We start from the raw sequence: 25,183 nt of genomic DNA, 5'->3' as shown, positions 1-25,183 counted from the left end.
GATACCTGAGATGATCGATCTGACCGTGAGCGAAGACACCTCCGATGATGCCCGCGCTCGCCGTAACGTGGCGCGGCTCGCGGCCGCCCAGGCGCTGACCGGCGCCAACTCGGCCGTGATCTTCGCCACCGGCGCGATCGTCGGTGTCACCATTGCCCCGAACATCGGGCTCGCGACGGTACCGATCTCGATGTACGTCGTTGGCCTCGCCGCCGGCACCTTGCCGACCGGCGCGATCTCGCGCCGCTATGGCCGCCGGGCGGCCTTCCTGATCGGTACCGGCTGCGGCGCCGTCACCGGCGTGCTCGGCTGCCTCGCCATCTTGCGCGGCTCGTTCGCACTGTTCTGCCTGGCGACGTTCCTCGGCGGCGTCTATGGCGCCGTCGCGCAATCCTATCGCTTCGCGGCGGCCGATGGCGCCAGCGCGACGTTCCGGCCCAAGGCGGTGTCGTGGGTGATGGCGGGCGGCATCTTCGCCGGTCTGCTCGGTCCACAGCTCGTGCAATGGACCATGGACGTCTGGCAACCCTATCTGTTCGCATTCAGCTATCTGGTCCAGGCGGCGGTCGCGCTGGTCGCGATGGGGATCGTCGCCGGCGTCGATCTGCCGAAGCCTGAAGCTGCCGATCTCCATGGCGGCCGGCCGCTGTCCGAGATCGTGCGCCAGCCGCGCTTCATCGCAGCTGCCCTGTGTGGCACCATCGCCTATCCGGTGATGAACCTGGTGATGACCTCGGCACCTTTGGCGATGCAGATGTGCGGGCTCACCGTGTCGGATTCCAATTTCGGCCTGCAATGGCACATCGTGGCGATGTACGGCCCGAGCTTCTTCACGGGATCGCTGATCGCGCGCTTTGGTGCGCCTGCCATCGTCGCGGTGGGCCTGGGGCTTGAAGCGGTCGCTGCCGTCATCGGCTTGTCGGGCCTGACCGCGATGCACTTCTGGGCCACCCTGGTCATGCTCGGCGTCGGCTGGAATTTCGGCTTCGTCGGCGCCTCCGCGCTGGTGCTGGAGACACATACATCCGCCGAGCGCAACAAGGTGCAGGCGTTCAACGATTTCCTGATCTTCGGCCTGATGGCGCTGGGCTCGTTCTCCTCGGGCCAACTGCTCGCCAATTTCGGCTGGTCGGCGGTGAACCTCGTGGTGTTCCCGCCGGTGCTGCTGGGATTGTGCGTGCTTGCACTGGTGTGGTCGTCGAAGCGGCGCGAGGCAGCGGCGGGCTGACTAAAACGGGCGTAGTAGTAACGAGGTCGCGCCGCACCCACGGTGCGCTCCCCTCCCCCTTGCGGGGAGGGGGCGGGGGTGGGGGTCCACGAACCGTGCTCTCTCAGATTACAAGGATCAAAGTCTCTCGCTCGGCCGAGCGGTGGATGCCCAGCCTTGAGAGCCGATAGCAGTGCAGATTGATAAGGTCGCACCTCACTTCGCGCAGCGCCCGGAGACCCCCACCCCCGACCCCTCCCCGCAAGGGGGAGGGGAGTGCACCGGCATCGTGGCGACAGCGGCGCATCGCAGCTCACGCGCTTCTCACTTCAACTCCGACACCTCGCCCTCCGGCAGGTCGAACTCGAACGCGTTCAGCGTCATCGACACCATCGTGTAGTAGCCGCACAGGCCGATGATCTCGACCAGGCCGCGTTCGCCGAGCAGCGCGATCGCTTCCTTGTAGAGCGCATCCGTCAGTCCATGGCCCTCATGCAGCGACTTGGCGACGTCGTAGATCATCTGTGCCTTGGGATCGGAGAATTCCGGCGTGCGACGGTCGCGGATGTCCTCGATGATCTCCAGGTCGAGCCCGCCGGCCAGCGCCAGACGCTTATGCGCGTACCATTCGTAATGCGCGGTCCAATGCCGCGCCGTCACCAGGATCGCGATCTCCGAGAGTGCTGCCGGAAACACCGTGTCGTAGCGCAGGAAGGCGCCGAGCCGCGTCGCGTGCCGCGCCATCTCCGGGCTGTTCAGCCAGGCCATCATCGGCGGCGGCGGCGAGCCGCGCTTGCTGGCGATCGACTCGTCATAGGTCTGGCGCTGGTCGGCGCTCATTTCGCCAGGCGAAAGAAGTTTCAGGCGCATGTTCGTTTCCTCGTATTTCACGCGGTGGCATCATGACCATAGAACGCCTGGCAAGGCGAGGGCGCCCGCGGCGACATCGATGTTGAATTCCCTGACGGGCTGAGGTTAGGTCGTTTCAAAGACAGCAATCATGGAAACGCGTGAGGACTTGGCATGGCCGATCTCGACACATTCCGCCGCGAAACCAGGGCCTGGCTGGAGGCCAATTGCCCGCCGGAAATGCGCCGGCCGATGACCTCCGAGGAGGACACGTTCTGGGGCGGCCGCAATGCAAAATTCTCCTCTGAGCCGCAGCGCGTCTGGTTCGAGCGCATGCGCGACAAGGGCTGGACCGTACCGCACTGGCCCAGGGAATATGGCGGCGGCGGTCTCGACGGCGAGGAGGCCAAGATCGTGCGCCAGGAAATGGCGGCGATCGGGGCGCGCGCGCCGATCACCTCGTTCGGCATCTCAATGCTCGGGCCGGCGCTGCTGAAATACGGCACGGACGACCAGAAGCGCGAGCACCTGCCGAAGATCACCGCCGGTCTCATCCGCTGGTGCCAGGGCTATTCCGAGCCGAACGCCGGCTCCGATCTCGCCTCCTTGCAGACGCGGGCCGAAAGCGACGGCGACGACTACATCATCAACGGCCAGAAGATCTGGACCTCCTATGCCAACTACGCCGACTGGATCTTCTGCCTGGTGCGCACCGATCCGGCGGCGAAGAAGCATGACGGCATCAGCTTCATCCTGTTCGACATGACGTCGAAGGGTGTGTCGACCAAGCCGATCCTCCTGATCTCCGGCCGCTCGCCATTCTGCGAGACCTTCTTCGACAATGTCCGCGTGCCCAAGGCGAACGTGCTGGGTACCGTCAACCGTGGTTGGGACGTTGCGAAGTACCTGCTGCAGCACGAGCGCGCGATGATTTCCGGCATGGGCGAGCGCGGCGGCAGCCGGCCGCTCGGCCAGGTCGCGGCGGATTCCGTCGGCAGCGATGCGCAGGGGCGGCTCGACGACGCGCTCTTACGTGCGGACATCGCGACCTTCGACGTCGACGAGGCCGCGCTTGCCGCCGCCGCCGAGCGCATGGTCGATCTCGCCAAGGCGGGACAGGGGCATCCGGCGTTCTCGTCGGCGATGAAGTACTACGGCACCGAGCTCAACAAGCGTCGCCACGAGCTGCTGATGGCGGCCGGCGGCATCGACGCGCTCGAATGGGAGAGTGAGCGCTCCCACGAAGGCGCGCGTCCCCGCGCCTGGCTGCGCACCAAGGCCAACTCGATCGAAGGCGGCACCTCCGAGGTCATGCTCGGCATCGTCGCCAAGCGCATCCTCGATCTGCCGGGGGCGTAGTTCGCACCCACGCCGTCATTCCGGGGCGCCGCGACGCGGCGAGCCCGGAATCCATAACCACGATCGTGAGTATGGATTCCGGGCCTGGCCCTTCGGGCCATCCCGGAATGACAAGACCAAAATTGATTGCCATCGTTGCAACGGGATCTCCCATGCCTCTCCTCCTCACCGAAGAACAATCCATGCTGCGCGACAGCGCGCGCGGCCTCATCAGCGATCACGCACCGATCGCGCACCTACGCAAGCTGCGCGATGATCGCGACGCGACCGGCTTCTCGCGCCAGCTCTGGGCCACCTTCGCCGAGATGGGCTTTGCCGGACTGCTCGTGCCGGAGGAGCACGGCGGCTCCGGCCTCGGCGCGGTCGAAGCCGGCGTCGTGATGGAGGAAATCGGCCGCACCTTGATGCCGTCGCCGTTTCTGGCGACGTCGGTGCTGTCAGCCTCGGCGCTCGCCCGCGCCGGCTCGGCGGCGCAGAAGTCCGAGTATCTGCCGAAGATCGCCAGCGGCGCGCTGCTCGCCGCGCTGGCGCTCGACGAAGGCGCCAAGCATCGTCCTTTGCACACCGCCCTGCAGGCCGTGCGCTCCGGCAACGGCTTCAAACTGAACGGCGCCAAGGCGATGGTGGTCGACGGCCATGTCGCTGATCTCCTGCTCGTCGTCGCGCGCAGTGCGGGCTCGCCTGGCGATCGCGATGGCCTCACGCTGTTCCTGGTCGATCCCAAGGCCAAGGGCGTGGCGATCGAACGCACCATCATGGTCGACGCGCACAACGCCGCGCGGGTCACGCTCGACAACGTCGAGGTCACCGCGGATCACGTGCTCGGCGAGGTCGATGGTGGCGCTGCCACGCTCAGCGCCGTACTCGATCTCGGCCGGGGCGCGGTTGCCTCAGAGATGGTGGGACTGAGCGAGGAGGTGTTCGGCCGCACCGTTGCCTATCTCAAGGAACGCAAGCAGTTTGGCAAGGCCATCGGCGAATTCCAGGCGCTGCAGCACCGTGCCGCGCAGCTCTATATCGAGATCGAGATCACCCGCGCCGCGGTGCTGAAGGCGCTGCAGACGCTCGACGCCGATTCCGCCGGCGCGACGGCCGCCGTGGCCGTCGCCAAGGCCCGCGCGGGCGCGACCGCGACCCGCGCGGTGCAGGAGGGCGTGCAGATGCATGGCGGCATGGGCATGACCGACCAGTTCGACATCGGCTTCTTCATGAAGCGCGCCCGCGTCTGTGAGGAGCTGCTCGGCGATGCGAACTATCACGCAGCGCAGCTGGCTCAGCTCAGGGGGTACTAAGCAAGGCCGCTTGTCGGCACCCGCCGACTCCACACGCTCAGCAGTCATCGTCCGCGAAGGTGGACGATCCAGTACACCGAGAGAGTTGTGATTGACCGAGAAGCCGCAGTGTACTGGGTACCCCGCCTTCGCGGGGTGACTATCGACGGCAACAGCAGACTTCGCAGAAAAAGAGCGCGCCATCACCGATGGCGCGCTCTCATTCGATCAATGATGCATCGCGGTCTTGGCCGGTGGCAGCAGCACCTTGTCGATGACGTGGATGACGCCGTTCGAGGCCATGACGTCGGCCTGCACCACATGCGCGTCGTTGACCTGCACGCCGAAGAAGGTGCCGTCGACGGCCACCGGCTGGCCTTGCGCCGTCTTCACGCTCAGCTTCTTGCCGGCGACGTCGCCGGCCTTCACCGCGCCGGGGATCACGTGATACTTCAGGATCGCGGCGAGCTTGCCCTTGTTCTTCGGCTTGAGCAGATCCTCGACGGTGCCCGGCGGCAGCGCGGCGAACGCCGCGTCGGTCGGTGCGAATACGGTGAAGGGACCCTTGCTCTTCAGCACCGGCACGACACCTGCGGCCTTGGCGGCGGCGACGAGCGTCTTGAACTGACCGGCGCCGACGGCGGTGTCGACGATATCGGCGGCACGTGCCGCGACTGCTGACATGGAGAGCGCGCCCAGCATCAACGCGCCGGCCACGAACGAACGGAATCCCAGCGTCATTCGAGTTTTTCCCTGTGAACTGAACTGATGAGTTGGCTGATGCGCAAAGGGATTTCGGTCCCCCTTGTTCTCCCTGTTGTGCAGGGGCGCATCACCCGACCGGATTGGTCAGGCTCGTTACGATCGCTGCGATTGGCTGGATTTGAGAATGAGTTCACGAACTCGTGAGCGGCTCCCCGAGCCTCCCGGGCAGATCGCGCGAGAGCCATGAATCCGCGGGACTAATTGCTTTGCGGGAGCATCCGCAGTGCCCGTCGGGCCATTTTGTCGCAACCCGACGGGCGTTGTCTCGTCGGGCAAATCAGCCGCACATTCCCCGCCGTCACGGCCCGCAAGAGGGACGCTTCGCGATCGTTACGAAACGTGGGCCAGTGACGCGATGGACGCATCGGATCGCAGCGCGAGTGATCGCGCCGACGAACGATGGCGATGCGGACGTGAAAGCGCGTGGTCCTGGCGCCCCGATGCTGGCGTCAAGTCGACGGGGGATGATCCCGGGCGGCGACGGTGGCTAACAAGCCGGACACCGAGGAGAGCGCGCCATAAGCGTTAACACCATCGCGCAGGGAAGGCCGGGTTGTCCCGGCTGAGCCTGTGGTTCTGCCGCCTGCATTTTTTTACGCAGGCGGGCCGCAGGTGCCAGTCGGCACCTGGCCTTCCCTGCGCCCTCGATTTTCGGAGGGTGGAGAATTTGCAGAGCTCGGGCGCGGAAGACGTCGCGGGGATGATGATGTTTGTTCTGCTCTAAGCACCGGAAAATCAGCCCTCGCGGTGCATATGAATGCGCCTCTCCCCTTGTGGGAGAGGGCTACACAGAAGCCAACTCCAAGCTTGCTTGGGTAAGGGCCTGGTGCGGCAAATGCAGGTCTGAGTTCGTGGCAACCCCTCACCCGGTTTCGATGCTGCGCATCGAAACCACCCTCTCCCACAAGGAGAGAGGGTGCACCGTTCGTGTCGCGAGAGGTGTGAGACCCGTCGAAGCGAAGCCGACAATTCCGACCGGCGTCCTACCTGATCGGCGGCGCGTACTGGACGCCGCCGGCGTTCCACAGCTGGTTCATGCCGCGCGGGATCTTCAGCTTCGACTCGCTGCCGACGTTGCGCTCATAGACCTCGCCGTAATTGCCGACGTGACGGATCACGCGCGCGGCCCAGTCCTTGGTCAGGCCGAGGTCCTGGCCGTAGCTGCCCTCGTTGCCGACCAGCCGCATCACGTCCGGCTTCTTCGACTTCAGCGCCTCGTCGATGTTCTTGGAGGTGACGCCGAGTTCCTCGGCATTGATCATCGCGTACAGCGTCCACTTCACGATCATCATCCAGTCGTCGTCGCGCTGGCGCACCACGGGCGCGAGCGGCTCCTTGGAGATCAGGTCGGGCAGGATGTCGTGATCGCCGGGCTTCGACAGCGTCAGGCGCAGCGCGTAGAGCTGCGAGACGTCGGCGGTGAAGGTGTCGCACTTGCCACTGTCATACGCCTTGATGACGTCGTCGAGCTTGGGAAACTTCACCTCCTCGTACTTCATGTTGTTGGTGCGGAAATAGTCGCCGAGGTTGAGCGCGTTGGTGGTGGAATCCTGCACGCAGACCTTGCTGCCGTTGAGGTCGAGCGCGGTCTCCAGCTTGCGCGACCGCGGCACCATGAAGCCCTGGCCGTCGTAATAGGCGACCGCCGGGAAATACAGGTCGTAGTTCTGCTCGCGCGCCATCGACCAGGTGGTGTTGCGCGACAGGATGTCGACCTTGCGGCTCTGCAGCTCCTTGAAGCGCTCGTTGGCGTCGAGCGGCACGAACTTCGCCTTCTTCGGATCGTCGAAGATCGCGGCCGCGACGGCGCGGCAGAAGTCGACGTCGAAACCGCTCCAATTGCCCTTGTCGTCGGGAATCGAGAAGCCGGGCAGCCCGGCATTGACGCCGCACAACACCTCGCCGCGGCGGATGGTCCGCTTCAAGGTGCGGGTGTCGTACATCTCATAGGTGACGGCGAGCGCCGCGACGAGGACGGCGACGGCGAGCCCGATCAGCAGGCCGCCTCGGAAAGTGCGCATGGTGAATCTCTTTCAGAAAATGTCAGGACAAAGCGATGGCTGAATGTCCGGCGGCGGGCGCCGGCGTCACAGTTCCGGCTTCTGCCGCACCACGACCTTGGTGCCGACCGGCACGCGGTCGAACAGGTCGGCGACATCGGCATTCACCAGCCGGAAGCAGCCGGAGGAAATCTTGCTGCCGATCGTCCAGGGCTGGTTGGTGCCGTGGATGCGGTACACGGTGGTGCCCAGATACATCGCGCGCGCGCCCAAGGGATTGCCGGGGCCGCCGGCCATGAAGCGCGGCAGATAGGGCTGGCGCTGGATCATCTCCGGCGGCGGCGTCCAATCCGGCCACTCGGCCTTCTTGGTGATCGACAGCAGCCCCTGCCACTGGAAGCCGTCACGGCCGACGCCGATGCCGTAGCGGATGGCACGTCCGCCCGGCTGCACCAGATAGAGGTGGCGTTCGGCGGTGGACACGATGATGGTGCCCGGCGGCTCGGTGGTGCGGAAATAGACCACCTGCTTGCGCCATTCGGGATCGAGCTCGTAGCCGTCATCGGCGACGAGACCGGGCTGATCGCCGGGGTCCTCGGACTGGGCAAAACTATGCGATGTGGACAGCGCCAGCGCGATGATGGCGCTGGCCGCACAAAGCAGGCGACGGAAACTCGGCATTCAAAGCTCTCCTCAACGGACCCCTGCGAAGCTTGCCCGATCAAATCCACCCGTCAAATTTCAGGAGCATATTCGCAGCAAAGTCAAGGTGAGCGCAGGGCGCACCCCGTTGTCATCCGAGCTTCATCCAGAGCCGCAGCAGGAAGGCCACTGCGCCGACGGTCGCCACGCCGGCGAGCCAGAGCGCAACGAACCAGGCGAGGCGCTTCGCGAGGGACGCGGGCTCGGGAGCGGGCATCAATGATAGCCGCTGTCGTGCCCGACCTTGCCGCGAAACACCCAATAGGCCCAGCCGGTGTAGCCGAGGATCAGCGGCACCAGTACCAGCACGCCGGGCAGCATGATCAGTTGGCTGCGTTCGGGTGCTGCCGCCTGCCAGATCGTGATGCTCTGCGGCACGACGTAGGGATACATGCTGATGCCGAGGCCCGCGTAGGAGAGGAAGAACAGCGCGAGTGCGAGAAAGAACGGCCAGCTATCGTGCCTCTGGGCGAGGTTCTTCATCATCAGCACGGTGACGCCGACGACGGCGAGCGGCACCGGCGCGGTGAGAATGATCGCCGGCCACCTGAACCAGCGGTCCGAATATTGGATCGTGAGCAGCGGCGTCCACAGACTGACGGCGGCGATGGCGAGCAGCATCGCGAACAGCAGGACCCAGCTGATGCGATAGGCCTTGTCGCGCAGGTCGCCCTCTGTCTTCAGGATCAGCCAGGTTGCGCCGAGCAGCGCGTAGCCGACCACGAGCGAGACGCCGGTGAGGAGGCTGAACGGCGTCAGCCAGTCCCACCAGCCGCCGGCATAGTGCCGGCCCTCGACATGCACGCCCTGCAGGATGGCGCCGAGCGCGATGCCCTGCGCGAGCGCCGCGACCCATGACCCGCCGGCAAAGGCGATGTCCCACAGATTGCGTGTGGCGCGGGTGCGCCAGCGGAATTCGAAGGCGACGCCGCGGAAGATCAGGCCGACCAGCATCGCGATCAGCGGCGCATACAGCGCCGGCATCAGGATGGAATAAGCGAGCGGGAACGCGGCCATCAGGCCACCGCCGCCGAGCACCAGCCAGGTCTCGTTGCCGTCCCACACCGGCGCCACGGTGTTGGTGATGACGTCGCGGTCCTGCTTGCCTGGAAACAGCGGGAAGAGGATGCCGAGGCCGAGATCGAAGCCGTCCATCACGACGTAGATGAACACGGCAAGCGCGATGATGAAGGCCCAGAGGGTGGCGAGATCGATGGCGACGCTCATGATCCGACCACTCCCTGCACGACGCCGGCGGCCGGCGTGATGCCGGCGGTGCGCACCGGCTGCTCGCTGCTCGGGCCCGGCTCGCCGGGATGCGGCGGCTCGGCCATCAGGCGCAGGATGTACAACACGCCGGCAGCGAAGATGATGAAATACACGATGATGAAGGCGAGCAGCGAGGCACCCACGGCTGGGGCCGCGAGCGGCGAAACGGAATCGGTGGTGCGCAGCAGCCCGTATACGGTGAACGGCTGCCGGCCGGTCTCGGTGGTGATCCAGCCGGCCATGACGGCCATGAATCCCGCAGGTCCCATCGCAATCGCGAAGTGGTGCAGGCCGCGATTGATGTACAGCCGCCCGCGCCAGCGCTCCCACAGGCTGAACAGGCCGAGCGCCAGCATCAGCAGGCCCAGGCCGACCATGATGCGGAACGACCAGAAGGTGATCGGCACCGGCGGCCAGTCCTGCCGCGGCACGGTGTCGAGCCCGGCCATCGGCGCGTCGATCTGGTGCTTGAGGATCAGCGAGCCGAACTTGGGGATCCCGAGCGCCCATTTCAGTTCGCCCTTGGCCTGGTCGGGCCAGCCGAACAGGTATAGCGGCGCGCCGTCCTTGTGGCTCTCGAAATGGCCTTCCATGGCCATGATCTTCACCGGCTGGTGTTCGAGCGTGTTGAGGCCGTGCTGATCGCCGACCAGGATCTGCAGCGGCGCCACCAGCGCCGCCATCCACATCGCCATCGAGAACATCACGCGCGGGCCCGGCAGATGCGGATTGCGCAGCAGATGCCAGGCGCCGACCGCGCCGACCACGAGCGAGGTGGTGAGATAGGCCGCCAGCACCATGTGCACGAGGCGGTAGGGGAAGGACGGATTGAAGATGACTGCGAGCCAGTCGACCGAGACGAACTGGCCGTCGGCGTTGACGGCATAGCCCGCCGGCGTCTGCATCCAGGAATTGGCCGAGAGAATCCAGAATGCCGAGATCAGCGTGCCCACGGCGACCATCAGGGTGGCCAGGAAATGCAGCTTCGGGCCGACGCGCTTCAGGCCGAACAGCATGACGCCGAGAAAGCCGGCCTCGAGGAAGAACGCCGTCAGCACTTCATAGGCCATCAGTGGTCCGATCACCGGTCCGACCTTGTCGGAATAGACCGACCAGTTGGTGCCGAACTGGTAGGACATCACGATGCCGGAGACGACACCCATGGCAAACGCGATGGCGAAGATCTTGAGCCAGTAATTGAAGACGTTGAGATAGACGTCGCGGCCGGTCCACAGCCACAGCGCCTCGAGCACGGCGAGGTAGGACGCGAGCCCGATCGAGAAGGCGGGGAAGATGATGTGGAAGGTGACCGTGAAGGCGAACTGCGCGCGCGCCAGCTCAACCGCATCCAAACCGAACATCAGCACCGTCCGTCATTGCCGTGGGGCTTGTAGCACCGCCCCATGACGGAAGATTGCACCGGCAACGCGCGATATCAAATGGTCAAATCGCCCTATTGGCGGGGTGAGCGGTCCCAAACGACGAAGACCCGGCGGGGGCATCCGCCGGGTCTTCGGAGCAACCTTGGAAGGTGGAGGTATCCTTGAATTTGCTCGCTCCAAACCGAGATCAGCTGGGGGACTGAGGCTCGGCTGATGGATAACGTTCTAGCGGCGGAAATTTTCCAGGTGATTTCGCCGATTGTTTCAATTGTTTCGTTCGGCGATTTTCGTGCGTCGTCGTCTTTGGAACCCGCCGGGACCGCAGCCCCGACGAGAATGAAGCTTGGTCAGGCGGCGAGGCTGTGGACGCCGGCACAGCGCAGGAGCTCGGCCAGGTGCTTGCGGGCATAGAACATGCGCGTCTTCACCGTGCTCTGCGGAATGCCGATGATCTGCCCGACCTCCTCCACCGACTTCTCATGGTAGTAGATCAGGGTGATGATCTCGCGATGCGCCGGCGACAGCTTGGCGACGCAGGCGCGCAGGATGGCGCTGGTGGTGGAGCGCTCGAGCGAGGTCTCCGGGGTGTCGGAGTCGTCGGCGATCTCGCGCACCTCGTCCTGGTCGATGTCCTCGAAGCGGCGCTGGCGCAGCGCGGTCAGCGCCTTGAAGCGGGCGATTGACAGCAGCCAGGTCGAGACCTGCGAGCGGCCCTCGAACTGCTTGGCGGTGCGCCAGACGTCCAGGAACACCTGGCTGACGAGGTCCTCGGCGATCGTGGTGTCGCGGACGATGCGCAGGATGAAGCGATAGACCCGCACATTGTGACGCGCATAAAGCGTGTGCATCGCGGTGCGATCGCCATCGGCAATGCTCTCCAGGAGCATGTCGTCCGTGGTCGCCTGGGCGGCGATGATGCCCTGGCTGGCTGCGGAATTGATGGCAACGACGTTCTGCATGGCACTCTCCCGTTCCGCCGCCCCCTTGCGGCGTTTCGACGGGATGGATTGTTAAGGAGTGCCCGTTTCGGGACGTCTGCACGAAAACAGGAAAATGGTTTCGTGCGCCTGCGGAAATGTTTCGTCGCGCCGCACATCGCGAAACAGTCGTGGCGGAATTGTGCCCAATTCCAAAAAGCGGAACGGAATGCGGGTACAGAGGCTGCTTTCGCCGCCGCCGGCCGGCTGTCCTCAGGCCTTCTCGCCGGCCGGGGAGAACAGGTAGCCGCCGCCGCGAATGGTCCGGATCACGGCCGGTTTGGTCGGATCGGGCTCGATTTTGCGACGGATGCGCATGATTCTAAGATCCACGGCGCGATCGAACGCCTCCGCATCGCGGGCATTGGCGAGCTCCAGCAGCCGCTCGCGCGACAGCACCCGCTTCGGGTTGGCGGCGAACACTTTGAGCAGGCCGAACTCGGACGCCGTCAGCGGGTGCTCGTTGCCTTCGTCATCGCGCAGCGCCTGGGCATCGAGATCCAGCCATTTGGTGCCGAACCGCACCAATTGCGGGTCCTTGGCCTGGGCCGGAGCGGTCTCCGTGACGGCCGCCGCAGCCTTGGCCGGTCCGCTGCGGCGCAGCACGGAGCGGATCCGGGCCATCAATTCGCGCAATTCGCACGGCTTGGCGACGTAATCGTCGGCGCCAAGCTCAAGCCCGACCACGCGGTCGATCGGGCTGGCGGTGGCCGTCAGCATGATCACCGGGATGTTGGTGCGGCCCTTGAGATCGCGAATGATCGACAGGCCGTCTTCTTCGGGCATGTTGAGGTCGAGCACGACGAGATCTGCGGGGCCGGTCTCGATGGCGCTGCGCAGGCTCTTGCCGCCGTCGCACAGCGTCACGCTGAAGCCGTGCATCTTGAGGTAATCACCCACCATTTCGCGGGCAGGGGCCTCGTCGTCGACGATGATGATGTGCTGGCTCTGACTCATGACAATTCGGCCGCCGGCAGTGTGATGGTGAAGGTCGATCCGGATCCCGGCCCTTCGCTCCTGGCCGTCACCTCGCCACCATGCATGTCGACGATGCGTTTGACAATCGACAGGCCGAGCCCGGTCGAGCTCTCGCCCGCGGTCGGTTTGGCCGACAGCCGCTGGAACCGCCCGAACAGGCGGCCGAGATCCTCCGGCGAGAGGCCAGCGCCCTGGTCGGTGACGGCGATGATGGTGTTGTCGCCGTCATCTGCGGCGTTCACGGTGATCCTGCCGCCGATCGGGCTGTACTTGATCGCGTTGCTCAAGAGATTGTCGATCGCCTCGCGGATCCGGTCGATGTCGCACATGGTCGACAGCAGCGTCGGCGCCGAGACCTCGATGACCTGCTGCTTGTTGAGGGCGAGCGGCTGGTTGGCCTCGACCACCTCGTGGATCAGGGCCGTGATGTCGACCGGCTCGCGGCGGATGGTGATGTCGAAGGCGTCGGCCATCGCATCCGAGATCAGATGGTCGACCATCGAGGTCAGTCGCTTGGCGGCATCGCGGATATGTCCGACCTGGCTGGTGATGCCCTCTGCGGAGGCGCCGGTCGCGATCAACTCGGTCAGCATTTCCGTGCGGCCGAGGATGACGCCCAGCGGATTCTTCAGGTCATGGGCAACGGTGCCGAGAATCTCGTTCTTGAAGCCGTTGGCGCGCTGCAGCCGCAGCCATTGCGCCGACAGCCGCCGGTTGGCCTGCATCAGCGCGCGGGTGCGCTGGGCGACGCGGTCCTCGAGCTGGGTGTTGGCCTCATGCAGCTGCTGATACAGGATCACGTTGTCGAAGGCGATCGACAGCCGGCTGGAGAAGATCTCGACCAGCGAACGGTCGGTCTCGGACAGCGGCCGCTCCGCCTGCAGCAGCACCACGACTTCGCGCCCCGAGCCGGTGCGGACATAGAGCACGGTGCGGTGGTCTGCGAATTCGTTGCTGCGCTGCCTGAAGGCGGCCTCGACCATGTCGCGCAGATCCGGATCGAGCGAGCGCGAGGTGACGGCGCCGGAGAAGCGGCTGTAGCAGCCGGAGCCGGCCAGCACCGAAAAATCGTCGGTCTGGCTGCCGTCGTCGCGCAGCACCAGGATCCCCGCGCAATCCACGTTCAGCAGCGACGCGATCTGGGTCAGCACGCCCTCGGCCAGCCGCTGCATCGACTTGAAATCATACAGCGTCGAGGCGGCGTCGATGATGATCTCGAGGCCGCGCCGGGTCTGCACCATGCGCTCGAGCTGCTGGTAGCTGCGCAGCGCCGCCGTCAGCGAGGTGAACAGCTTGTCGGCGGTGAGCTCGGTCTTGGCCTTGTAGTCGTTGATGTCGTACTGGACGATGACGCGCCGCTCCGGCGCCTGGCCCGGCTGCCCGGTCCGCAGGATGATGCGGACGGTCTCGTTCTTGATCTCGTTGCGGATGTATTCGACGAGCTCGAGCCCGGCGACGTCGGTCTCCATGATGACGTCGAGCAGCACGGCCGCGATGTCGGTGTGCTCCCGCATCAGCGCGCGGCCTTCGGCCGCCGAATAGGCGGACAGGATTTCGAGCCCCTGGCCGTTCAGGCTGTAATCCGACAGCGCAAAGCGGGTGCCCTCGTGCACGGCATGGTCGTCGTCGATGACGGCGATCTTCCATTTCCGGGCCGAACCGTCGTCCTCGTCGAAACCGGTATCCTCGATCAGTTGGAGGACATCGTCCTGTTCGGCCATTGCGTCGTTCCGTCACCCATTGCTGTCTCGGCGCCGCCCTTGGCGACCCGCGGCATGATAATCCGAAAGGTGGTGCCTTGTCCCTCGCGGGATTCCAGCATCATGCGGCCACCGAGCTGCTGCGTCACCAGATTGTAGACGATATGCAGCCCGAGCCCCGTTCCCCCTTCGTTGCGGCGTGTCGTGAAGAACGGATCGAAGGCCTGGCGCTGCACGTCGGGGGGCATGCCGGCCCCGTTATCGGCGAAAATGATCTCGATGTCATCCGTGCCGCGCGGCCGCGCCGTGATCGAGATGGTGCCCGCGCGGCCGTCGGCAAAGGCGTGGTTGACGGCGTTGAGGAACAGGTTGGTGAGAATCTGACCGTAGAACCCGGGATAGCCGTCGATGAAAAGCCCCTCGGGGACATCGACCGCCAGCGTGATCGGCGCGCGCTTGAGCACCGGCTTGAGGCTGGTGATGATCTGATCGGTCGCCTCGCTCAGGACGAAGGTCCGTCGCTCCGCATGGGAGCGGTCGACCGCGACCTGCTTGAACGACTGGATCAACTCGCCGGCGCGCTGCAGGTTGGCGACCAACTGCTCGGACGCATCGCGCGACGAACGCACGAACTCCTCCAGTTGCGACCGGCGCAGGCCGCCTTCGGGCGACCGCAGCGCCGCCTCGAACATCTCGACGCGGCGCGCGAAGCTGGAGGCCACCGTCAGGCTGATGCCAATCGGATTGTTCACCTCATGGGCGACGCCGGCGACCAGCCCGCCCAGGGCCGCCAGCCGCTCGGCGTCGATCAGGTTGCGCTGCGCGGCGTTGAGCTCGAGCAGCGCGCTCTCGGCCTTTTCCTTCGCGGTGCGCAACTCGTCCTCGGTCTTGCGCTTGGCGATCGCGTTCTCGCGGAAGGTCTCGACGGCGCGGGCCATCGCGCCGACCTCGTCGCGCGCCTCGGTGCCCTGGACCTCGCGGTCGTAGTCGCCCAGCATGATTGCGCGCATCGAGGCCATGATCTGCTGCAGCGGCAGCCGGATCGACAAGGCGATCAGCACGCCCGCGGACAGGATGACTCCCAGGAAGATCACCGCGATCGAAAGGACGCGGCGGGAGATGTCCTTCAATGTCCGATCGAACGTCGCCTGCGCCTTCTGCTCGTGCTGGCGCATCTTCACCGACAGGCCGTCGATGGCGCCGATGGTTTCGGCCTGGCTGGCATCGATGGTGTTGCGCAGCAGTTCGGTGCGGTTGGTGAGCTGATCGGTGAGCTTGGAGAATCCCGCGCGCAGCGCCGCGGTCCGGGCCGACAGCCGCTGCAGCGCCAGCCGCTGCAGATCATTGTCCGCAAGGCTCGACATCACCGGAATGGTCTTCTCGATCGTCTCCGTGTTGCGGCGCGCGTCCTCGGCGGAGGCGGGCGCGAGCGACAGGTAGTAGGAATTGGCCGCGACCAGCATGGCGGTGAAGGCCTCGCGCGACTTGCCGAGCGAGGGCCAGATCTGCGCGTCGCGATGGCCGGTCGCGCCTTCGATCACCGAATAGAGCCCGGCGATGTCGCGGGCGGGGCCGAGAACCTCTTCCTCATAGGTCTTGGAGATCGTCGCCTGCAGACTTCGCAGCTCGCCGAAGCCGTCCAGGAAACGCACGGTGACGCGCTCCAGCTCCTCGACCGACCCCGACAGCATCGGGTCGGTCGAGGCGCGCGTCGTCAGCGTCCCGAGCACGGCCTCGCGCAGCAGCAGGATCTCGGCGAACAGCTCCGGGCTCGGCTGATTGATGTAGCGATGAATGAGGTTCTGCAGCCGGCTCGTCTCGCTTTCGAGCAGGGCCAGCACCTTGTCGGATTCCCGGACCTGGCGAACGTCGTCCCAGGCCGTGCCCAGCACCGTCGCGCCGTTCCAGATCAGCGCCGCCAGCACGATCACGACAGCCGAGTTGAGCGCGGCGATCGAGAGGATGCGCCAGCGGATCGGAACCGCCCGCAGCGCGCGAACGATCCGTGCCCGCCCCAGGACCGCCAGACCGAGCGGCCGCGCGACGGATTTCCGCTGCTCGGATCGCGCCACGATCGCTACCTCGGGCCGGGCGTGCGGAGCCTGCCTGCGTCCGCTCTGCCGCGCGCAGCCGGGCCTGTATGCTGCGGCGCAGCCAGTCGCGCCGCCGAGCATGATGGGCGTGAAAGGGACGAGCGGTACCGCGCGCCCGCCTCAGCGCGCATCAGCACCGGCGTGACGTCCACTCTCGAGATCGACGAAAGATGGGCGCGGTACACAGGCAACACTTTTCCCCCTGATGATGAGGTCGGCCCGGACATGAAAAGGTTCAATGCACTCCCGAACAGGTGCTATAAGGCCATTCTGACGTCAAAGCGATACACGTCAATGGTTTGCTGATAGTTTGTTGCAGCCTTGGGTTGCTGGACCTGATTTTTCGGTCCGATTGCGATCTCAGCCCGAGCCTATTCATTCATCGAATTGGAGTTGCCTCCTGGTGACGGTCCTTCTGCGTTCTGTTTCGTTTGCAATCCTGCTCTGGACGGTTGTTGGCGCAAGCACGGCCAAGGCCGCGACCGAGATCGTGTGGTGGCATGCGATGTCGGGCGAGCTCGGCAGGCAGGTCGACAGGCTGGCGGCCGACTTCAACGCGTCGCAGTCCGACTACCGCATCGTGCCGAGCTACAAGGGCAGCTATACGGAGACCGTGACGGCGGCCATCTTCGCGTTCCGCTCGCGCAGCCAGCCGGCGATCGTGCAGGTCAATGAGATCGCGACCGCGACGATGACGGCGGCCAAGGGCGCGATCTATCCCGTTTACGAGTTGATGCGCGACGAGCAGGAGAGCTTTTCGCCGTCGGCCTATCTGCCCGCGATCGCCGGCACCTATGCCGACGCCGACGGCAACATGCTGTCGTTTCCGTTCAACGCCTCCACGCCCATCCTCTACTACAACAAGGATCAGTTTCGCGCGGCCGGGCTCGATCCGGGCGTGGCGCCGAAGACCTGGTCCGAGCTCGGCAAGGCTGCCCGGCGGCTGCGCGACAACGGTGTCGCCTGCGGCTTCACGACGTCGTGGCCGGCCTGGATCAACGTGGAGAATTTCTCGGCCTTCCACAATCTGCCGATCGCCACGCGAGCCAACGGCTTTGCCGGACTGGACGCCGTGCTGACGTTCAACAATCCGCAGGTCACGCGGCACATCGCCCAGCTCGCGGAATGGCAGAAGAGCAAGGTCTTCGACTATGGCGGCCGCGGTCAGGCTGCCGAGCCGCGTTTCCAGAAGGGCGAGTGCGGCATCTTCATCGGCTCCTCGGCAACGCGCGCCGACATCAAGGCGAATTCGAAGTTCGAGGTCGGCTACGGCATGATGCCGTACTGGCCTGACGTTGCGGCCGCGCCGCAGAATTCGATCATCGGCGGCGCGACGTTGTGGGTGCTCCGCGACCGTCCCGCGGCCGAGTACAAGGGCGTGGCCAAGTTCTTCGCCTATCTGTCGCGGCCCGATGTTCAGGCCGCTTGGCACCAGAATACGGGCTATTTGCCGATCACCCAGGCGGCCTTCGATCTGACGCGCGCGCAGGGCTTCTACGACCGCAATCCAGGAGCCGCGATCTCGATCGAGCAGGTGACGCTCAACCCGCCCACGGAGAATTCGCGCGGACTGCGGCTCGGCTCGTTCGTGCTGATCCGTGATGCCATCGAGGACGAGATGGAGCAGGCCTTCAGCGGCCGCAAACCGGCGCAGGCGGCGCTCGATGCCGCCGTCGACCGCGGCAATCGTCTGCTGCGCCAGTTCGAGCGCGCGAGCCCGGATCGCTGAAAATGACGTTGCCACCGGTCGCCGATGGCGCGCAGCTCCGGCGCCTCCGTGCCGACGTGACGCGCTGGCTGCCGGCTGCACGCGATATTGCGCGCGGCCATGGCTACGACGACGCGCGGCTGGTTCCGTTCGCGGCGGGCACCAATCTGGTCCTCGCGCTGAACGACGGACTGATCCTGAAGGTCTTCCCGCCGTTTCATCGCGGCAAGTTTCAGTCCGAGCGGGCGGCCTTGCGCGTGCTCGCCGGTGGCGTCGGCGACGTCCGTACCCCCGACCTGCGACACGAAGGGGAGCGCGACGGCTGGTGCTATCTGATCATGACCAGGCTCGGCGGCATGCCTGCTTCGGATGTGTGGCGGCAACTCCCGGAGCGGGACAAGCAGCTCTTGCTCAGGCAGGTCGGTCGTCTGATCGCCGCCGTGCAGCGGGTCCCGCCTGGCGAGCTGCTGGCGCTCGGTCCGCGCTGGTCGGATTTTTTGCGGATGCAGATGGCCGGATGTCATGCACGCCATCAGCGGCTCGGCTTGCCGCCGACGCTTCTCGCCGGGCTGGACGATCTCCTGCGCGAGGCCGCAGCACTGCTGCCGCAGGGTCCGCCGCCGGTCATCCTGACCGGTGAATACATTCCGGAGAACTTACTCGTCACGCGCAGCGGTGATGGCTGGCAGCTGAGCGGGCTGTTCGACTTCGGCGACGTCATGACCGGTTTTGGCGAGTATGATCTGCTCGGGCCGAGCGCCTTCATGGCAGCGGGTCATCCCGGGCGCGTGCGTGCCTTGTTCGACGGCTACGGATTTGCGCTGGAGGACATCGACCGGCAGCTGAAGCGACGGCTGCTGGTCCTGCTGTTGCTGCACCAGTACAGCGATCCGCTCCGCCACATCTGCATTCCGGATTGGCCGGCCAAGGTCCGCGACTTCGACGAGCTGCAGGCGCTGATCTGGCCGGAGTGATCCCAACCGGGGCGGCGGTCCAACAGGTGTTGCGTAAATCTGTCGCAGGCTAGCTGAGGTGATTATAAACTCAGCAAATATGCAGCTTTGTATGCAATTGGGGGCGCTGAGCTGTGCCGCTCGGTGAAGACCCCTCGATATTTCAATAGCTTAGTTTTCAGCCGGGCTTGGCACAAAGCTTGCGACCACTGTTCCCGACAGTCGTTATCCTCGGGAGCATTTGATGAAGCGTCGCGATTTTCTGAAATCCGTGTCCGGTCTGGCTGCGGGAGCCGCGCTGCCAATGGCGCCGGCCATCATGTCTTCCGCCAAGGCCGACGCGCGGTCCGAGACGCTGCTGATCGTGTCCGAAGGCGGTCCCAACAACCTCGACATCCACGGCGTCGGCACCAACGTGCCGGGCTACGAGGTGTCCTGGAACTGCTATGACCGCCTGATCAGCCACGAGATGAAGATCGGCCCGGGCGGGGTGCCGTACTACGACCGCGACAAGTTCAAGCCCGAACTCGCCGAGGACATGACCATCGGCGACATGTCCGCCACCTTCAAGCTGCGCAAGAACGCCAAATTCCACGACGGCACGCCGGTCACGGCCAAGGACGTGAAGTGGTCGCTCGATCGCGCCGTCAGCGTCGGTGGCTTCCCGACCTTCCAGATGAGCGCCGGCTCGCTGACCAAGACCGAGCAGTTCGTCATCGTCGATGACCACACCGTGCGCGTCGACTTTCTGAAGAAGGACCGCCTGACGATCCCCGATCTCGCCGTCATTGTACCCTGCGTGGTCAACTCGGAGCTCGTGAAGAAGAACGCGACCGACAAAGACCCATGGGGGCTCGAATATACCAAGCAGCAGACCGCGGGTTCCGGCGCCTACAAGGTGACGAAGTGGACCGCCGGTACCGAAGTGATCATGGAGCGCAACGACGACTGGGTGTGCGGTCCGCTGCCGAAGATCAAGCGTGTGATCTGGCGCATGGTGCCGCAGGCCGGCAACCGGCGCGCGCTGCTCGAGCGCGGGGATGCCGACATCTCCTATGAGCTGCCGAACAAGGACTTCCAGGAGATGAAGTCGAACGGCAAGCATACCGTGATCTCGCTGCCGATCTCGAACGGCATCCAGTATATCGGCATGAACGTGACCAAGCCGCCGTTCGACAATCCCAAGGTCCGGCAGGCGCTCGCCTATGCAATGCCCTATCAGAAGATCATCGATGCCGTGATGTTCGGCCTTGCCAATCCGATGTTCGGCGCGCCGGCGGATAAGGCGACCGAGGTGGCGTGGCCGCAGCCGACCAAGTACTTCACCGACATGGAGAAGGCAAAAGCGCTGCTGGCGGAAGCCGGCTACCCCAACGGCTTCGAAACCACGATCTCCTTCGACCTCAATTTCGCACAGGTCAACGAGCCCTTGTGCGTGTTGTTGCAGGAGAGCCTCGCCCAGCTCGGCATCAAGACCACCATCAACAAGGTGCCCGGCGCCAACTGGCGCACCGAGCTGAACAAGAAGGAGATGCCGCTCTTCACCAACATCTTCTCGGGCTGGCTCGATTACCCCGAATACTTCTTCTACTGGTGCTATCACGGCAACAATTCCGTGTTCAACACGATGAGCTACAAGTCGCCCGAGATGGACAAGCTCATCAACGGCGCGCGTGACGCCGCCGCGGCCGGGGACAAGGCGACGTACGATGCCGACGTGAAGGGCTTCGTCGATCTCGCCTTCGCCGAGGTGCCACGCATTCCGCTGTATCAGCCGTTCGTCAACGTCGCGATGCAGAAGAACATCTCCGGCTATCAGTACTGGTTCCACCGTAGGCTCGACTATCGGGCTCTGGTGAAGGGGTGAGACAGTGATGGGGGGATGTAATATGGGCCGAGCTCTCTCATTCCCTCCCCCCTTGTGGGGGAGGGGCAGGGAGGGGGGTAGCCACACCCACTGCCGTCTGGGTCCACCCCCCTCCCCAGCCCTCCCCCACAAGGGGGGAGGGAGCCGAGTGCGCCGCGCGGACAGGTCTGGGCCAATTCGGGCAGGGGGCTGCTCATGCTGAGCCTCATCGCCAAGCGCCTCGCGTTCGCGATCCCGTCGCTGATCGGCGTCGTGATCGTCACCTTCCTGCTCACGCGCGCCTTGCCCGGCGATCCCGCGGCGTATTTTGCCGGCCCCGCCGCCACCAAGGAGGCGGTGGAGCAGATCCGCAAGAAGCTCGGCTTCGACAAGCCGCTGGTCGAGCAGTTCTTCCGCTACACCGTCGATCTCGCCCATGGCGATCTCGGCAGTTCGCTGACCACAGGCCAGCCGGTCGCCAGCGAGATTCGCAACCGCCTGCCGGCCTCGGCCGAGCTGACCTTGCTCGGTCTGTTGGTATCCGTCGCGATCGCGCTGCCGCTCGGTGTGCTCGCGGCGACGCGGCCGGGGTCGTGGATCGACCATACCTGCCGTATCGTCACGACCGCGGGCGTCTCGCTGCCGGTGTTCTTCACCGGGGTGGTGCTGGTGTATGTGTTCTACTTCCGGCTCGGCTGGTCACCGGCGCCGCTCGGCCGGCTCGACGTGTTTTATAGCGCGCCGAACCCCGTGACCGGCTTCTACCTCATCGATACGCTGATCGCGCGTGACGGCGAGGCGTTCCGCTCGGCGCTGAGCCAGTTGATCCTGCCCGCCGCGACGCTGGCGATCTTCTCGCTGGCTCCGATCGCGCGCATGACGCGGGCCTCGATGCTGTCGGTGCTGTCGTCGGAATTCGTCCGCACGGCGCGCGCCTCGGGCCTGTCGCCCGCGACTGTCACCGTGACCTATGCGTTCCGCAACGCCATGCTGCCGGTCATCACCACGCTATCGATGGTGTTCTCCTTCCTGCTCGGCGCCAACGTGCTGGTGGAGAAGGTGTTCGCCTGGCCCGGCATCGGCTCCTATGCGGTCGAGGCGCTGATCGCCTCCGACTTCGCGCCGGTGCAGGGCTTCGTGCTGACGATGGCGATCATGTACGTCGTCCTCAACCTCGTCATCGACATTCTCTATGGCGTCATCGATCCCCGCGTGAGGCTGGAAGGATGAGCACTGTCGCGCCGACCGTCGAGCCTGCCGCCGTTCCCTCGCGGACGTCGGGACTGACAGCCCTGATCGGCCACACGCGCTATGTCCTGGCCGAGAACAAGGTGACGGGCTTCGCCTTCGGCCTCCTGGTCGTGATCCTGTTTGCAGCCATCTTCGGCCCGTGGATCGTGCCCTATGATCCGCTGGCCAGCGACACCGCGTCCGCGCTAAAGCCGCCGTCGGCGGCGCATTGGTTCGGCACCGATCAGCTCGGCCGCGACATCTTCAGCCGCGTTGTGGTCGCGACCCGGCTCGACACCTTCATCGCGATCGCCTCGGTCGCGCTGGTGTTCTTCCTGGGCGGTCTCGCCGGCGTCGCCGCCGGCTTCTTCGGCGGCTGGACCGATCGCATCGTCGGCCGCATCGCCGACACGATCATGGCGTTCCCGCTGTTCGTACTGGCGATGGGCATCGTCGCCGCGCTCGGCAACACCGTGCAGAACATCATCATCGCCACCGCGATCGTGAATTTCCCGCTCTATGCGCGCGTGGCACGCGCCGAGGCCAATGTCCGCCGCAACGCCGGCTTCGTGCAGGCGGCACGGCTGTCGGGCAACAGCGAGCTGCGCATCCTGCTCGGCCACATCCTGCCGAACATCATGCCGATCATGATCGTGCAGATGTCGCTGACCATGGGCTACGCCATCCTCAATGCCGCAGGCCTGTCGTTCATCGGCCTCGGCGTGCGGCCGCCGACGGCGGAATGGGGCATCATGGTTGCCGAGGGCGCCTCGTTCATGGTGTCGGGCGAATGGTGGATCGCGCTGTTCCCGGGTCTCGCGCTGATGATCGCGGTGTTCTGCTTCAACCTGCTCGGCGACGGCCTGCGCGACATCGTCGACCCGCAGCGCAGGACGTAAGGCGATGAGCGCACCACAAAACGACTCCGTCATTGCCGGGCTTGACCCGGCAATCCATCCCTTCAAGAACACCTTCGTCAGTGTGATGGACGCGCGGGCCTTCGCCGCGCCGAAGGGGCTTCGGCCCCGCAGGCGGGTCAAGCCCGCGCATGACGGTCGTAACAAGCGGAGCCACGGATGACCGCCCAGCCGCTGCTCGACGTTCGCGATCTCACGGTCGAATTCTCCACCCGCCGCGGTATCGTCAAGGCGGTGCAGCATGTCGACATCTCCGTCGCCAAGGGCGAGACGCTCGCGATCGTCGGCGAATCCGGCTCGGGCAAGTCGGTGACGTCCTATGCGGTGATGCGCATCCTCGACCGCGCCGGGCGCATCGCCGAGGGATCGGTGATGTTCTCCGGCGTGGACGTCAGGGCGGCCGAGGAAAGCGCGATGCGCGATCTGCGCGGCCGCGAAATCTCGATGATCTTCCAGAACCCGCGCGCGGCGCTCAATCCGATCCGGAAAGTGGGCCAGCAGATCGAGGATGTGCTGAAGCAGCACGTCCAGGCGGCCGCGACCGATCGCGCCGAGAAGGCGATCGCCGCGCTCGAGCAGGTCAAGATCGCGCGTCCGCGCGAGCGCTACCACGCCTATCCGTTCGAATTGTCCGGCGGCATGTGCCAGCGCGTCGTCATCGCGCTGGCGCTGGCCTGCAACCCGCAGCTCCTGATCGCCGACGAGCCGACCACCGGCCTCGACGTCACCACGCAGAAGGCGGTGATGGACCTGGTCCTCGAGCTGACCAAGAGCCGGGGCATGTCGACGATCCTGATCACGCATGATCTGGGTCTCGCCGCTGCCTATTGCGATCGCGTCGTGGTGATGGAGAAGGGCCGGGTGGTCGAGACCGCCAGGGCCGCCGACATCTTCGCCAACCCGCAGCATCCCTATACACGCAAGCTGATGCGCGCGACGCCGCGCCTCGGCGTGTCCTTGCGCGATCTGCTGCCGGAGGAGGATGTGGCAGCCCCGTCACACACAGCCTCCGTCATGGCCGGGCTTGACCCGGCCATCCATCCATCTTCGCAAGAGTCGCTCCAGGTGATGAACCCCCGGGTCAAGCCCGGGGGTGACGAGCGGAGTGCGGAGGGCGAGCGGAGTGCGAGCAGCGCCAAGCCGCTTCTCCTCGTCGACAAGCTGGTTAAGGAATATCCGCGCCAGGGCGCCTCGGCGACATTGTCGAAACTGTTCGGACGGAGGCCGGCGGTCGAGCCGGAGATGTTCCGCGCCGTCGACGGCATCAGCTTCACGGTCGGTCATGGCGAAAGCGTTGGCCTGGTCGGCGAATCCGGCTGCGGCAAGTCGACGGCGTCGATGATGGTGATGCGGCTGCTCGACCAGACCTCGGGGCGCATCAGCTTCGATGGCGAGGAGATCGGCAACATCCTGCCGCAGGCCTTTGCCCGGCTGCCGCTGCGCAGCCGGATCCAGATGGTGTTCCAGGATCCGACCGACAGCCTCAATCCGCGCTTCACCGCGGCGCGTGCCATCGCCGATCCGATCCTGCAGCTCGGCGACATCAAGGGCCGCGACGCGCTTCGTGCCCGCTGCGAGGAGCTCGCCACCATGGTCGGCCTGCCGCTCAATCTGCTCGACCGTTTTCCGCACCAATTGTCGGGCGGCCAGAAGGCGCGCGTCGGTATCGCGCGCGCCATCGCACTGCACCCGAAGCTCGTCATCCTCGACGAGCCCACGGCGGCGCTCGACGTCTCCGTGCAGGCGGTCGTGCTCAATCTCCTGCAGGACCTCAAGCGGCAGTTAGGTATGAGCTATCTGTTCGTCTCCCATGATTTGAATGTCGTGCGGCTGTTGTGCGATCGTGTGATCGTGATGCGGTCGGGTCGAATCGTCGAGGAAGGCACCTCCGAACGTGTGCTAGGTCATCCGCAGGATGACTATACGCGGGAGTTGCTGACGGCGATTCCGCCCCCGCCATTGCCGGCGCATTGAGCG

General features: G+C 65.3%; 21 protein-coding genes. 10 read left to right on the top strand and 11 right to left on the bottom strand.

Annotated features, from left to right (window positions below; translation table 11 throughout):
- Nucleotides 1-10 precede the first annotated feature (10 nt).
- Entirely contained in the window at nucleotides 11-1,228 is a 1,218-nt protein-coding gene (locus QW887_RS23855) for an MFS transporter (protein WP_315751172.1), read from the top strand.
- A gap of 303 nt (nucleotides 1,229-1,531) precedes the next feature.
- On the opposite strand, the gene QW887_RS23850 is transcribed toward QW887_RS23855, so the two are convergent.
- The gene (locus QW887_RS23850; protein ID WP_315751173.1) at nucleotides 1,532-2,077 is read right to left on the bottom strand and encodes a carboxymuconolactone decarboxylase family protein; all 546 of its coding nucleotides are present in this window, start codon (nucleotides 2,075-2,077) and stop codon (nucleotides 1,532-1,534) included.
- 153 nt (nucleotides 2,078-2,230) lie between these two features.
- Between QW887_RS23850 and QW887_RS23845 the strand changes: the two genes are divergently transcribed.
- Together QW887_RS23845 and QW887_RS23840 are read left to right on the top strand one after the other, a co-directional pair.
- Nucleotides 2,231-3,415: an acyl-CoA dehydrogenase family protein gene (locus QW887_RS23845; protein ID WP_315717091.1), complete on the top strand. Its 1,185-nt coding sequence runs from the start codon at nucleotides 2,231-2,233 to the stop codon at nucleotides 3,413-3,415.
- A gap of 152 nt (nucleotides 3,416-3,567) precedes the next feature.
- Nucleotides 3,568-4,707, top strand: a complete 1,140-nt coding sequence (locus QW887_RS23840; protein WP_316195090.1) for an acyl-CoA dehydrogenase family protein — start codon at nucleotides 3,568-3,570, stop codon at nucleotides 4,705-4,707.
- A 207-nt stretch (nucleotides 4,708-4,914) separates the two neighbouring features.
- Here the strand turns inward: QW887_RS23840 and QW887_RS23835 are convergent, their stop codons facing one another.
- From QW887_RS23835 to QW887_RS23790, 10 genes are all read right to left on the bottom strand, one after another.
- Nucleotides 4,915-5,370, bottom strand: a complete 456-nt coding sequence (locus QW887_RS23835; protein WP_316165816.1) for a fasciclin domain-containing protein — start codon at nucleotides 5,368-5,370, stop codon at nucleotides 4,915-4,917.
- A 1,064-nt stretch (nucleotides 5,371-6,434) separates the two neighbouring features.
- Nucleotides 6,435-7,472 carry an amino acid ABC transporter substrate-binding protein gene (locus QW887_RS23830; protein ID WP_315767758.1) on the bottom strand — a complete coding sequence of 346 codons (1,038 nt, stop codon included), beginning with the start codon at nucleotides 7,470-7,472 and terminating at the stop codon, nucleotides 6,435-6,437.
- 66 nt (nucleotides 7,473-7,538) lie between these two features.
- Entirely contained in the window at nucleotides 7,539-8,132 is a 594-nt protein-coding gene (locus QW887_RS23825) for a L,D-transpeptidase (protein WP_315717095.1), read from the bottom strand.
- A gap of 112 nt (nucleotides 8,133-8,244) precedes the next feature.
- Nucleotides 8,245-8,370, bottom strand: a complete 126-nt coding sequence (locus QW887_RS23820) for a DUF2474 family protein (RefSeq protein WP_315827939.1) — start codon at nucleotides 8,368-8,370, stop codon at nucleotides 8,245-8,247.
- Nucleotides 8,370-9,380 (bottom strand): cytochrome d ubiquinol oxidase subunit II, encoded by a 1,011-nt coding sequence (cydB, locus tag QW887_RS23815; protein ID WP_315751177.1) that lies wholly within the window; start codon nucleotides 9,378-9,380, stop codon nucleotides 8,370-8,372. The genes QW887_RS23820 and cydB overlap by 1 nt, the downstream gene beginning before the upstream one ends.
- Entirely contained in the window at nucleotides 9,377-10,783 is a 1,407-nt protein-coding gene (locus QW887_RS23810; protein WP_316195088.1) for a cytochrome ubiquinol oxidase subunit I, read from the bottom strand. The genes cydB and QW887_RS23810 overlap by 4 nt, the downstream gene beginning before the upstream one ends.
- Before the next feature lie 368 nt (nucleotides 10,784-11,151).
- Entirely contained in the window at nucleotides 11,152-11,763 is a 612-nt protein-coding gene (locus QW887_RS23805; protein WP_315751179.1) for a sigma-70 family RNA polymerase sigma factor, read from the bottom strand.
- Between the two features lie 231 nt (nucleotides 11,764-11,994).
- Nucleotides 11,995-12,738: a response regulator gene (locus tag QW887_RS23800; protein WP_315717100.1), complete on the bottom strand. Its 744-nt coding sequence runs from the start codon at nucleotides 12,736-12,738 to the stop codon at nucleotides 11,995-11,997.
- Nucleotides 12,735-14,480 carry a DUF3369 domain-containing protein gene (locus tag QW887_RS23795; RefSeq protein WP_315751180.1) on the bottom strand — a complete coding sequence of 582 codons (1,746 nt, stop codon included), beginning with the start codon at nucleotides 14,478-14,480 and terminating at the stop codon, nucleotides 12,735-12,737. The genes QW887_RS23800 and QW887_RS23795 overlap by 4 nt, the downstream gene beginning before the upstream one ends.
- Nucleotides 14,450-16,435, bottom strand: coding sequence for an ATP-binding protein (locus QW887_RS23790; RefSeq protein WP_409998644.1), 1,986 nt, complete (start codon nucleotides 16,433-16,435; stop codon nucleotides 14,450-14,452). Before QW887_RS23790 ends, QW887_RS23795 begins: the two co-directional genes overlap by 31 nt.
- A 520-nt stretch (nucleotides 16,436-16,955) precedes the next feature.
- On the opposite strand from QW887_RS23790, the gene ugpB reads away from it, so the two are divergent.
- From ugpB to QW887_RS23755, 7 genes are all read left to right on the top strand, one after another.
- Nucleotides 16,956-18,281, top strand: a complete 1,326-nt coding sequence (gene ugpB / locus QW887_RS23785; protein WP_315717102.1) for a sn-glycerol-3-phosphate ABC transporter substrate-binding protein UgpB — start codon at nucleotides 16,956-16,958, stop codon at nucleotides 18,279-18,281.
- Between the two features lie 2 nt (nucleotides 18,282-18,283).
- A complete protein-coding gene (locus QW887_RS23780; RefSeq protein ID WP_315717103.1) occupies nucleotides 18,284-19,234 on the top strand; it encodes an aminoglycoside 3'-phosphotransferase/choline kinase family protein in 951 nt (316 codons plus the stop codon).
- Between the two features lie 223 nt (nucleotides 19,235-19,457).
- Nucleotides 19,458-21,080: an ABC transporter substrate-binding protein gene (locus QW887_RS23775; protein WP_315717104.1), complete on the top strand. Its 1,623-nt coding sequence runs from the start codon at nucleotides 19,458-19,460 to the stop codon at nucleotides 21,078-21,080.
- 195 nt (nucleotides 21,081-21,275) lie between these two features.
- Entirely contained in the window at nucleotides 21,276-22,289 is a 1,014-nt protein-coding gene (locus QW887_RS23770) for an ABC transporter permease (RefSeq protein WP_315717105.1), read from the top strand.
- Complete coding sequence (locus QW887_RS23765) at nucleotides 22,286-23,188, top strand: ABC transporter permease (protein ID WP_315717106.1); 903 nt, start codon at nucleotides 22,286-22,288, stop codon at nucleotides 23,186-23,188. The genes QW887_RS23770 and QW887_RS23765 overlap by 4 nt, the downstream gene beginning before the upstream one ends.
- A gap of 4 nt (nucleotides 23,189-23,192) precedes the next feature.
- Nucleotides 23,193-23,369 (top strand): hypothetical protein, encoded by a 177-nt coding sequence (locus tag QW887_RS23760; protein WP_315751188.1) that lies wholly within the window; start codon nucleotides 23,193-23,195, stop codon nucleotides 23,367-23,369.
- Nucleotides 23,366-25,180, top strand: coding sequence for an ABC transporter ATP-binding protein (locus QW887_RS23755; RefSeq protein ID WP_316195085.1), 1,815 nt, complete (start codon nucleotides 23,366-23,368; stop codon nucleotides 25,178-25,180). The genes QW887_RS23760 and QW887_RS23755 overlap by 4 nt, the downstream gene beginning before the upstream one ends.
- Nucleotides 25,181-25,183 lie beyond the last annotated feature (3 nt).

It is taken from the genome of Bradyrhizobium sp. SZCCHNRI3052 (genome assembly GCF_032484895.1).
Taxonomy (GTDB): Bacteria; Pseudomonadota; Alphaproteobacteria; order Rhizobiales; family Xanthobacteraceae; genus Bradyrhizobium.
This window is presented reverse-complemented; position numbering and strand designations above follow the sequence as displayed.